Origin of the sequence: Porphyromonas sp. (assembly GCF_030529325.1) — a bacterium.
Classification (GTDB): domain Bacteria; phylum Bacteroidota; class Bacteroidia; order Bacteroidales; family Porphyromonadaceae; genus Porphyromonas_A.
On the sequence record NZ_JAUMXC010000016.1, the window covers coordinates 16219 to 28054 of the forward strand.

Consider the following 11836-nt stretch of genomic DNA (forward strand, 5'->3'; position numbering starts at 1 on the left):
GTAACCTGTGCACCTTTGCCCTTGTTAGGGAAAAATGTGCTTACAAGGTTGAGCATCAGAGTTCCGGTTGATACTCGACCAAATGAGAATAATATATTTATACTATCTGATAGACTGTGTCTGGAACTTTTTGTATTTGGTTTCATTATCCTGTCTACCAACTCAATGAGCGGAGTTGTCATAAATGTTGTGACAAGGGTCATGAGTACCAGCATTGCATATATGATCGGGGAGAGAATCCCTAGTTGATAACCCATTGATAGGATGACAAGCTCCATGAGTCCTCTTGTATTCATAAGTACTCCCATGTAGACGCTATTATACTTGTTTTCTCCGACTACTCTAGCGGCAATATAGGTCCCTCCAAGTTTTCCGATAATGGCTACAATCGTAATGAGTAATGTCATGAACCATAAGTATGGGGTATTTAGTAGGCCAATTTCTGTCTGTAGACCAGAGGCCACAAAAAAGAGGGGTAAGAAGATTGAGAGGGAGACATCTTCGATTTTTTCTGTCAAGAGTCTTCTGAATTTAAAGTTTTCCGGCATTACTACTCCTGCTATGAAGGCTCCAAAGAGTGCATGCAGACCAAGGATTTCCGTAAGGTAGGATGATATTAGAAGAGTTAGGAATATAATGGATATGACGCCCTTGGTGAGGATTTCAGAGTTGTTGTACAGTTTCCCTACCAATTTGAATACCGGCTTTACCACAAAAAACATCACAAGCATGTATACTGTAGCAAATAGGATTGTAAACAATGCACTTATTGCTGATCCTGCCTGCGCTATAGCCATGATGACTGCAACAAGGCACCATGCTGTAATGTCACCACTCGCAGCACTTGCCAAGGAGAGTATCCCGATATGGGTATTCATTTGCCCTTTTTCTTGGATGATCCTTGCTAACACGGGGAATGCTGTCACACTCATTGAAATACCTATAAAGAGTGCAAATGGAAGTAGTTCTCCATGTGTCCCCCCATAATCTTCAAAAAGAAAGATGGATAGTATGGCCCCTAAAACAAATGGGATGACAATACCTGCGTGAGAAATAATCAATGTCTTTCGCAGCTTCTTCTTTATCTCACTGATTTCAAGCTCCATTCCTATCACAAACATGAAGAGAATGAGACCAAACTGACTTAATAGGGAAATATTATGAAGACTTTCTGTGGGGAACAGTGTCGCAAAAGCATTTGGGAAGAAAAAACCTAACACTGAGGGTCCCAATATGATACCCGCCAATATTTCTCCGATCACAGAAGGTTGACCAATCTTAGTGAAGCACCAAGCTACGGCTCTTGCAAAAAGAAGTATGACAATAATTTGAATAAGGAGAAGTCCAAACTGAGAGGACAGGTGCTCGAGTACAAAGTGAACAAATGTTTTAAAACTACTAGACAATGTCTCAAGCAGTCCCATACTTTCTACCTGATCTTCTGATGGCGTTTCAGATACGGATGAGACATACCACAATACTCCCGCTCCAAGTAGGAGAAGGACTATATAGAAAAATGTGCCTCTTAGTTTATTTGTGGGGTGGGTTTGACTCATTCTTATTTCACTTATCTTTTCACTGTTCGTTGTACTTTGATGGCAGATTAAGGGTTTTGTCCATCAGAAAATCTCGAAGGTCAGAGTTGTTTTTATACCTTTGGATTTCTTCTGGTAGTATAGGATCTCCTATATAAACACCAATTTCTTTCCCTTTCTTATTGAATAGTTCGGATGGGATTTTTAATACCGAAAGCATATAACTGATCCTATTGAGGTAGTAGTATGCTTTGGAGTTTTCTCCCTCAAAGTAGATAGGATATACAGGTACCTCCGCAGAGCGCACCATCCTTATACTACTCATCTGCCACAATTGTTCATTGCCCTTTTCTTGTCCGAACTTACTGTTCGCAATACCGCCCGCCGGAAATATGCCTATCGGCTTTCCCTCTTTTATGTGCGCAGAGATCATTTTTATACTATTAACATTTTCAGTCGCATTATGGTTGTAGCTTGACTTGTTTTGTCTTGGTACTACGGGGATAAAACTGTCCTCCAGGGCTTTGATGTAAGTCAGAAAACGATTTGCTACTACTTTGAAGTCTGGTCTGGCCTTTCCTACTACATCTATCAACATGAGTCCATCGAGCCCTCCAAAGGGATGATTGGCGACTGCAATAAATGCACCACTCTTTTTCATCTGCTCTATTTTCTCTTCACCATGTATCCTGTATGATACTTGTATGAATGGATGTTCTAGTGCAGCGGAGGTAAACTTTCCTCCCCTCAAGTGATAATAAGTCCTATGTATGGCATTTATCTTGTCGATTTTAAGAGTTTTGAGCAAGCGCTTTCCCAATACGCGTCCCATCCTGCTCTTAAAAAAGGGGCCAAGTATATTAGACAAGTCTTCTACGGAAATGACCTCTTTATTTTTCATTTATATTTTAGTTTTCCTTTTAGTTACTTTGAGTTTTATCGATCTCTTCAGAAATATATCTGCATAGAGTTTCGTGTTGATTTTTGGAAACAATCAGGATAATGTTTAGGAATACTATCTCATATAAGAAGTAGAACCATACATGCCCTGTGATGAGTATAATAAAGAGGGGTATCGATCTTCCATTGAATGTGAGGAGATCAAGGCACTTCATTACGATTATGCTTCCTTGCCTGTATTTGAGTCTTATATGCTGCGGAATGCTGTTGGCAGAGTATTTCTCATCTATTTTCTGTATCATTACTCCCAGATTTGGAGTCAACTTGCTCTGCAAAGTAGTGTAGTACAAATAGAGGATTGTGAAAAGTTTGTTTATCCCCACCGGAAGTGTTTTCAGCTTTGAACGGACAGACGCAGGGGTGTCAAATTCTTTTCCTTTTTCTGGACTCACAAAGTACAGATGCAAGGTCTTATAGTAGTCGGTCAAAGCAGCTTGTGTGAAGTGTGAAGCTACAGACAGTCCTGCGATTATGAAAATCCACATTGATCCGATATTATCATAGATCCTCAGTGCAAGTGCCGTATATATTGTTAGGAACCAAAGGTCTCCTGCGATGCCATCCAATATACGACCAATTTCGGACTTTATTCCGGTCATGCGTGCAAGCTGCCCATCAACACAGTCTAATATGTTTGCGCACACCATGCCCAGTATTCCAAGGAAGGTAAATCCTACATTTCCTGTAAAGTAAAACATACAAGCACCTGCGATCCCTACAAATATGCTTATGATGGTAACCGTATTGGGGGTTATGCCTGTATGCTTGATTGCGTTGGCAATTTTAAAACCCAAGGGCCTGTAAAACTTCCTGTCTATATAGTTTTCAGTCTCGATGAATTTTAGAGAGCTGAGATACTCTTTGTCTTGTTCGTTCATTTCTTTTATTTGTATGAGTAGCCTCCGGAGAGTGAGATGATGTCCCCATTAAAGTACTCATTCTCTGCTACCATTTTGAATGCACTGCCGATCTCATCTGGTGCTGCAAATCTGTGGGAAGCCACCTTCCCTTCGATACTTTTTCGTACCTCCACAGGCTTGTTTTTCTGCCACTCTGTGTCCACAAATCCAGGTGCTATACCAACGACTCTGATGCCATACGGCTCCAGGTGCTTGACCAAATTTGTTACCAGCGCATGCACAGCACTTTTAGTTACTCCATACGATAAGGAGACAGAGTGGGGGTGTATAGCCATCATAGATCCTGTAAAGATGATTGCACTGCCGCTTTTCATGATGGGTGCAATTTCTCTGATAACTTTTACAGGAAAGTGTACATTGCCCTGAAATACGGCATCCCATTCCTCATCTGTGATTTCGAAAGGAGATTTTCTATTAGTGACTCCTGCATTCATTATCATGAGATCAGGCACGAAGGCTTTGGCTTTCATCTCTTTGAGGAGTTCTTGAGCTGAGTTTGAGTCTGTGACATCACAAACAACGGCGTGTACAGAGAGTTGAGGAGCCATTTGGGTCAACTCACTTGCCACCTGATCAGCTTGTTTGTGATCTGATGCATATGTCAACCATAGATGGTCACAATGATTTGCAAAAGCCTTGGCTACGGCAAGTCCTATTCCTTTGGTTCCGGCTGTGATGAGGATATTGTCAAACTTCTTTGCCATGATTTACTTTAGTCAAGTTCCTCCAGGTTGGCTGGTTTTGCCTGCCTTTCGTGCTGAAGCTGAGACTCATATGAGGCATGGATGGTCTTTTTAATTTCGGTGGTAGACACCCCGGTACCATAAGGGAAATAAAAGACTTGTACTCCGAGATCTTTGAGATAGTCATACTTCCCATACCAGTCATCACCTACTACGAATGCATCTATATTTAGCTTTTTGACGATTTCTGTGTGATTGAGAGAGTGCTGCGGTATCACGATATCAGGAGTCTTCAAGGCCTCTATGATCTGCATCCTTTCATTGAACGGGATAATAGGTGCCGGTTTGTATGTCTGTACCAATTCATCAGTGCTGACACCCACGATGAGTATATCAGCAATGGCTCTTGCATAATTGATCATCCTCAGGTGGTTATAGTGAAACATGTCGAACGTACCCGAGGTGTAAACAATGGTTTTGTCTCTGAACATAGTTGCTATCTTCGTATATTGTTGAATAACTGTCTGATCAGTCACAATTTACATCGTGGTCTCCTGTGAGGTCCAGTTTGATGTTGTCATGACCGCGCTCGACAAATCTTTTCTTAAGCGGGTTGGCATTTGCTTCATCATAACGCTCCCTATGACGTATGATGTCTATCGCCTGATATATTGCATTGCGCATAGACTCTTCATTAGCTTTTCCTTCACCTGCTATATCATAGGCAGTGCCGTGATCTGGAGAAGTCCTGACTATCGGAAGGCCACACGTTACATTGACCCCAACGTCCATGGCCATGAGTTTAAATGGGATGAGTCCCTGGTCATGGTACATGGCAAGTACGGCGTCAAAGTTTTCATACATGTGGCTTCCCCAAAAGCCATCAGGAGATATAGGACCAAACACAAAGCGATTTTCTTTCCATGCCTCCTCAAGTGCCGGAGTGATGATGTTTAACTCTTCTGTCCCCAGTAATCCGTTTTCTCCACTATGAGGATTCAGCCCCAGAATCGCAATGCGAGGCTTGATCACGCCAAAGTCTCTTTTTAGCGTTTGCTCAAGGTCTATGATGTTGCGATATATAAGTTCTTTTGATAGTAAGGATGATACATCCTTCAGAGGGCAATGAGATGTTGCGACTGCAACCCTGAGATCGCCCGAAACAAAGAGCATCATGTGTCTATGATTGGGAAATGGTTCGCTGAAGAACTCTGTATGCCCATGATGTGAAAAGTCACTCGACTGTATTGTATCCTTATTGATGGGTGCTGTGACAACAGCATCTATCTCTCCATTCATGACATCGCGTCTAGCATCAAGAAGGGCTCTTGCTGCAAGGGACCCCGCATACCTCGAAGGCTCTCCTGGTGAGACCTTAACTTCTATGCTCTCTTCGCTTGTCGCGACGATGTTGATGAGTCCATCTTGAGCTTCACTACCTTTCTTTACGATGTTTATAGGTGTCGTGGTGTTGATGTCAAGCATCTTTCGATAGTACGAGAGAATTTGTGGCGAGCCGTAGATGACCGGCGTAAACAAATCAAATAAAGCCGGCTCTGAAAGGACTTTCAAAATGACCTCGTAGCCGATACCATTGTAGTCCCCGTGAGTTATTCCTATTTTAATCATGCGTTGTTGTATTGTAGTCTTTTCCAGTAAGATCGTGAAGATATATCCCCAAAAAAAGTTAGGATGAATATTTTAGTTTATTGTTTTGGGGTTTTGATGTGAGTCGTCGACACCTCAGTGTTTACCGGACGAAGGGTGTAGAGCACACTTTCTCCTAAGAGGAGTAGATTGCGCTTTTCTTTACTTGGGGCAAAGACAAATGCTTCTATCACGACAACGCGTGCATTGGCTTCATCGACCACAGCATGCATCACATACGGTCCCCCCATCATGTCGCCTTCCATCTGCCATAGACCACGCATTTCCCCACGATAGATACCATCCTGTTCAAAGGCTGTGAATCTCTGAGGAAGACGTTTTTCTGTTGTCATGTATGAGTCGGCAAACTCCCCATGTATGTTCTCCATCATCACAGAGTCACGTTTGCGGACAAGATAGTTTGCTGTAAAGGTGTTGGGATCAGTATAGGGGAAGTCGTAGACCACGATGTCGATACGTCCTCTTGGATTTTGGGTTGATCCCCACACAAAACCTCTCTTTCCTGTCACATATTTGATTTCCTCAAGAGGGTTGGCAGTAACTCCTCCGATGGAGTCTTCTACCATCTTAGCCATTTTAGATGAGTAGGTATGTGCGAGGAGATTTCGACTTCTGGTCAACTCTTCTTTGTAGAAGAGGTCTGAGAGGTATTGTTTCTGAGTTGTCAGCATTTCCTTCATTGACTCCAATGTCGGAGCCTTAGCAGTCACTATAAGTTGATTTCCCGCAAATTCATCTCTTGTTATGTGTAGCCCTACTCGTGTATATCTTTGGTCATTAATATCGATATAAAGGATGTTACGGAATATCTTGAATAGTTTATCAAATCCTGAATGTGTTGTATACATCATGTCACAGGCCGGCTCATCCTGAGGTAGGATACCAATAGGTCCGGCAAAGACCTCTTTGATGTTAGCTTTGAATTCATCAGTGTTATATTCATCAGGGAGGACCGCCACGAGTTGCAGTGCTCTGCCACTGGCCTCAAACGGAGTTTGCTTGCCTTTGGATCTGCCACAACTTGTAAAGACAGATATTATCATAAAAGTCAGGATGAATATATTTAGTCTCATAAACAATATTTTTATGTGTTTCCCACAAAGATAACACATATATAATTAAGAAGGTCTGTATGTGAAGATAAATTTCCTCCTTTGAATGTTGTTTCAAAGCTTCACTACAAACGAGATTTAATCATGGTTGAGCGGTGGAATTAATATTTTGAGATTAGAGCCTGTGTTCTCTTGTTTTGAAGGGTCTGAAAAAAGTTGTCTAAGTTGATGCATCAAGGTAGACATCTGGATCGATCAAGGTAGGCATCTTGTTTTTGAAAGATGTATATCTTTTCGGAGCTCGGGTATTTAAGTAGAGATGGTCGTGTATATACGCTTGTTCATTTGATTATTTGCCAATATTATACTACTTTTGAAAAAACGAATTCAATCATCAAACTAAATATTTTTTGACTATGTCACAGATCAAAGATTATGTAGCTCAGAATCAAGACCGATTTATCGAAGAGCTTTTTTCTCTTATCCGCATACCTTCAGTTTCCGCAAAGTCCGAGCATAAGGGCGATATGATTGCTTGTGCCAATCGCTGGGCTGAAATCCTCATGTCAAGCGGCTTGGAAAATGTTGAGGTCATGCCTACCGATGGCAACCCCGTTGTATATGCAGATAAGATCATCTCTCCTGATTATCCTACTGTCCTTGTGTATGGTCACTATGACGTGATGCCGGAGGAACCGGTAGAATTGTGGAAATCTCCGGCCTTTGAACCTGAGATCCGCGATGGATATATTTGGGCTCGAGGTGCGGATGACGATAAGGGGCAATCTATGATACAAGTTAAGGGGTTTGAAACAGCCAATAAACTCGGACTTGTAAAATGTAATGTGAAGGTGATCCTTGAAGGTGAGGAAGAAGTTGGTTCGGCTTCGCTCGCTCCATTCTGTGAAAAGTATAAGGAAAAGCTAAAAGCCGACGTGATCCTTGTCAGCGACACCGGTATGTTGGCAAAAGACATCCCATCGATCACTACAGGTCTTCGTGGGTTGGCTTATTGGGAGATTGAGGTTACAGGTCCTAATAGGGATTTGCACTCCGGACACTATGGTGGCGCTGTAGCCAATCCAATAAATGAATTATGTGTCCTCATGTCTAAGATGATCGATGAAAACGGACGCATTACGATCCCAGAGTTTTATGATGACGTGCTCGAAATCTCTCCTGCTGAAAGAGAAATGATTGCTGCCGCACCTTTTAACGAGGAGGAGTATAAAAAGGCTCTTGATATCAAGGCAGTGAAGGGTGAGGCAGGTTTCCATACTCTCGAACGCAACAGCTGTAGACCATCATTTGATATCTGTGGTATTTGGGGTGGATATACCGGAGAAGGTGCAAAGACAGTGTTGCCTTCAAAGGCGTATGCTAAGGTGTCTACTCGTCTTGTTGCCAATCAAGATTTCCGCAAGATCTCTCAGGATTTTGTGAAATATATTGAGGATATTGCTCCGGACTATATCAAGGTCAAGGTGACTCCTCTACATGGTGGCGAAGCCTACCTTTGCCCCATAGATATGCCTGCTTACAAGGTCGCTGAAGAGGCTTATCTTGCAACATTCGGAAAGAAACCTCTTGGTTTGCGCACAGGCGGAAGTATCCCCATTATTGCAACATTTGAGCGAATATTGGGAATCAAGACAATCCTCATGGGGTTTGGTCTCGAGTCTGATGCGATCCACTCTCCTAATGAAAACTTCCCTGTCGATCTTTTCTACAAGGGTATTGAAACAGTGGCAACTTTTTATTCAAAGTTTGGTCACTGATAGTATCGGATCTTTGTTTAATAACACAACAGAGTCGGGTGTGGAGTGTTGTCAAGATACTCCCGCCCATTCTTACTGAATGCAAATGGCAATAATCATTAAAAACGCACTTCTGCTTTCAGGTGACCGAAAGGATATTCTCATTGAAGGTAAGAGGATAAAGGAAGTAGGTTCGGTTGACGTAATTCAGCGTCCGGAGGCTCAAGTCATTGATGCTTCTTCTATGGCTGTGATCCCGGGTTTTGTCAATTGTCATACCCATGCAGCCATGACTTATTTCAGAGGTTATGGTGATGATCTTGACCTGATGGATTGGCTGGAAAATATGATTTGGCCGGTAGAAGCTCATCTTACAAAAGATGACATATACTGGGGATCAAGATTGGCGTGCCTCGAGATGATAAAGAGTGGTACGACAGCCTTTTTGGATATGTATACATTCCCTGAAGCCACGGCTCAGGCAGTCATTGACAGTGGTATGCGAGCGGTGCTCTCTTATACACTTTTTGACCGTTGGGATGATGCACGGGCAAAGTTGGATAGGGAAAGATGCAGTTATTACTACGATCTTTTCTCAAAGATGCCTGATCGGGTCCGGTTTGCTGTTGGCCCTCATGCTATTTATACCGTTTCTGCACCACAATTACAGTTCTCTCACAAGTTTGCTGAAGAGCATGATTGTCTTGTCAATCTTCATTTGGCCGAAACTTACAAAGAGTGGCGAGATAGCACTCGAGAGTTTGGTATGACTCCGGTCAGGTATCTCAAGAAACTTGGAGTATTGTCTCCACGTCTTGTCTTGGCGCACTCTTTATGGATGGATAGTGAGGAGCTTCAGATGCTTGCCGATTACGGATGCTCGACTGTACATAACCCCGCGTCCAACATGAAGTTGGCCTCAGGCTACAACTTCCGCTATATCGAAATGAAAGAGAAGGGGATTAAAGTGGGCTTGGGCACTGATGGATGTTCATCAAGCAACAATCTTGATATGGTTGTTGCCATGAAGCTTGCATCGCTGCTTGGTAAGGCTTGGAGATTTGATCCGAAAGCTGTCCGTGCTGACCAGATCTTGGAGACCGCAACCACTACAGGGGCTGAAATATTGAGGATTGATGGTGGACGCATAGAAGCCGGAGCATTAGCTGACTTGTGTTTGATAGATTTGACACTGCCGGAGATGACTCCGTTGCACAATCTTACTTCAAATCTTGTGTTTGCTGCGGCAGGTAGTTGTGTAGACACCACGATTGTTGATGGCGAAATATTAATGCTTCATCGCCAGGTAAAGGACGAAGACGCGATAAAGGTCAAGGGACAAGAGGTTACCAATGATCTTTTTGAACGTAGTCATAGGAGAAATAATAACTGAGTGCCATAAAAATTTTAATACAGGTTTTGTTATGATTCCATTTGAACACTATAAGGAGGCTGCGGAGTATTTGCGACCTCTTATTCCCGAAAATACTAAGTGTGCAATCACTTTGGGTAGTGGGTTAGGTGAATTGGGCAACAATATCGTTGCATCAAAGATTATCCCTTATACAGATATACCTCACTTCCCTAAATCAACCGCCATCGGGCACAAGGGTAACCTCATTGTCGGGACGCTTGAAGGCAGCCCGGTGATAGCGATGCAAGGACGCTTTCATTATTATGAGGGCTACAGCATGGATCAAGTAACATTCCATGTGAGGGTATTCAAACTTTTGGGTATTGAGTTCCTTTTTGTATCCAACGCTGCCGGAGGAGTATCTCGGGGTTACAAGGTTGGGGATTTGATGATCATAGGAGATCACATCAACCTTTTACCTAACCCTCTCATCGGACCCAATATGTCTGAGTTTGGTGTACGCTTCAGTGATATGACTCGTGCATATGATCGTGAACTCATCAAGAGAGCAGAACAGATCGGTAAAGATCTGAATATCCCGATGCATAAGGGTGTATATGTCGGATGGACAGGACCTTCTTATGAGACTCCTGCCGAGTATAAGTTCCTTAATATCATTGGTGGCGATGCCATAGGTATGAGTACAGTGCCTGAGGTTATTGTTGCACGTCATTGTGATATTCGTGTTTTTGGTATGAGTGTCATTACCAATGAAGGGTATCATTTTGAAGATGACTTTGTCAATGATGGGGATGATGTTATCAAGCAGGCTAACGCTGCTGCAGGTCGGATGGGCAAGATCTTTGTGAATTTGATCAAGTCTCTGTATTGACGATATGCGTAGCACCAAATTATCATATAAGTTGACACTCACGATCATGTGTGTGCTGACTTATTTTTTTCAAGGCTGTGGAACGACTTATCAGGCACTATACTCGTGGCAAGGCTATGAGGATCTGGTGATCGATAGTATGAGTCCCGATTATCAAGGCAATAAAAAGAATATCAACAGGTATAAGGCTCTCATTTCCAATCAAAGCGGTTTTAGGCGGACTCCACCACCCGGCATACTACTCGAATATGGCTGTGAACTTGCTATGAGTGGTGCTGTGGATGAGGGTATTAAGATGATGGAATTAGAGATTGCCAACTATCCTGAGAGTAAGGTTTTTGTCACTGCAATTATTGAGAAGTTTAAGAAATGAGATATTTATTCGGTAAAGGAGTCTTGATAGTCGCAGTTGTGCTTTTTATTGTTTCCGGGTGCTCCCCGAAATTCAGTCAGGGGCGAACTTCCGGTATCCGATTTGACACGATTAAGCGAGAGAGACCGCGTACAGTCCTTATCATGCCGCCTATAGGGCACATGCTTGATCAAAGAGGGAAAGCATTTGTGTCTTCCATCGTGGCTATGGCACTGGCGGAGAAGGGATATTATGTCCTATCTCCTTCAAGTGTGGATAAGATTATGGATGGATTGGATAAGGACGATCCGGAATGGTATGTGGAAAATTCGGCTCGGAGGCTCTATGCCCAATACGGTGCGGATGCGATAGTACTTGTCAGAGTCAATGGGTGGTCAGCCTCTGTGATCGGTGTTACAAGGAGTTTTGATGTCTCTTGCCTGATGAAGTCCACGCACTCAGGAGATATATTGTTTGAAAATCGTATCTACAACTCAGAGTCTGCAGGGGTGATGCCTGATGAGGGGATAGCAGAATATCTGATCTGGAACTCCATTTACCTGTTACTTACTAGTAAGCGGACGGTAGCAAAGGATGGTGTCAATATTCTTTTTCGGCCATTACCTGACGGTCCTTACGCTCCTAAGTATAGTTTGTACTAAA

At 42.9% G+C, this 11836-nt stretch carries 12 protein-coding genes; 5 read left to right on the forward strand and 7 right to left on the reverse strand.

Annotation, left to right across the window (positions count from 1 at the left end):
• The 7 genes from Q4A14_RS04005 to Q4A14_RS04035 form a co-directional block, all read right to left on the reverse strand.
• Positions 1 to 1556 (reverse strand): cation:proton antiporter (locus Q4A14_RS04005; RefSeq protein WP_303170105.1); only part of this gene is annotated, 1556 nt, incomplete at its 3' end.
• A gap of 19 nt (positions 1557 to 1575) precedes the next feature.
• A complete protein-coding gene (locus Q4A14_RS04010; protein ID WP_303170107.1) occupies positions 1576 to 2436 on the reverse strand; it encodes a lysophospholipid acyltransferase family protein in 861 nt (286 codons plus the stop codon).
• Between the two features lie 19 nt (positions 2437 to 2455).
• Entirely contained in the window at positions 2456 to 3373 is a 918-nt protein-coding gene (locus Q4A14_RS04015) for a CDP-alcohol phosphatidyltransferase family protein (RefSeq protein WP_303170109.1), read from the reverse strand.
• 5 nt (positions 3374 to 3378) lie between these two features.
• The gene (locus tag Q4A14_RS04020; protein ID WP_303170111.1) at positions 3379 to 4119 is read right to left on the reverse strand and encodes an SDR family NAD(P)-dependent oxidoreductase; all 741 of its coding nucleotides are present in this window, start codon (positions 4117 to 4119) and stop codon (positions 3379 to 3381) included.
• Positions 4120 to 4127: 8 nt separating this feature from the next.
• Positions 4128 to 4589 carry an adenylyltransferase/cytidyltransferase family protein gene (locus tag Q4A14_RS04025; protein ID WP_303170113.1) on the reverse strand — a complete coding sequence of 154 codons (462 nt, stop codon included), beginning with the start codon at positions 4587 to 4589 and terminating at the stop codon, positions 4128 to 4130.
• Positions 4590 to 4626: 37 nt separating this feature from the next.
• Positions 4627 to 5739 carry a 4-hydroxythreonine-4-phosphate dehydrogenase PdxA gene (pdxA, locus tag Q4A14_RS04030; protein WP_303170147.1) on the reverse strand — a complete coding sequence of 371 codons (1113 nt, stop codon included), beginning with the start codon at positions 5737 to 5739 and terminating at the stop codon, positions 4627 to 4629.
• 65 nt (positions 5740 to 5804) lie between these two features.
• Positions 5805 to 6839, reverse strand: coding sequence for a DUF4837 family protein (locus Q4A14_RS04035; protein WP_303170115.1), 1035 nt, complete (start codon positions 6837 to 6839; stop codon positions 5805 to 5807).
• Between the two features lie 395 nt (positions 6840 to 7234).
• On the opposite strand from Q4A14_RS04035, the gene Q4A14_RS04040 reads away from it, so the two are divergent.
• From Q4A14_RS04040 to Q4A14_RS04060, 5 genes are all read left to right on the forward strand, one after another.
• Positions 7235 to 8596: a dipeptidase gene (locus Q4A14_RS04040; protein ID WP_303170116.1), complete on the forward strand. Its 1362-nt coding sequence runs from the start codon at positions 7235 to 7237 to the stop codon at positions 8594 to 8596.
• A gap of 85 nt (positions 8597 to 8681) precedes the next feature.
• Positions 8682 to 9968 (forward strand): amidohydrolase, encoded by a 1287-nt coding sequence (locus Q4A14_RS04045; protein WP_303170117.1) that lies wholly within the window; start codon positions 8682 to 8684, stop codon positions 9966 to 9968.
• Positions 9969 to 9999: 31 nt separating this feature from the next.
• On the forward strand, positions 10000 to 10821 hold the full coding sequence (locus tag Q4A14_RS04050) for a purine nucleoside phosphorylase I, inosine and guanosine-specific (RefSeq protein WP_303170119.1): 822 nt from the start codon (positions 10000 to 10002) through the stop codon (positions 10819 to 10821).
• Positions 10822 to 10825: 4 nt separating this feature from the next.
• A complete protein-coding gene (locus Q4A14_RS04055) occupies positions 10826 to 11194 on the forward strand; it encodes a DUF4810 domain-containing protein (protein WP_303170120.1) in 369 nt (122 codons plus the stop codon).
• Positions 11191 to 11835, forward strand: coding sequence for a GNA1162 family protein (locus tag Q4A14_RS04060; RefSeq protein ID WP_303170122.1), 645 nt, complete (start codon positions 11191 to 11193; stop codon positions 11833 to 11835). Before Q4A14_RS04055 ends, Q4A14_RS04060 begins: the two co-directional genes overlap by 4 nt.
• The last annotated feature ends 1 nt before the right edge of the window (position 11836 follow it).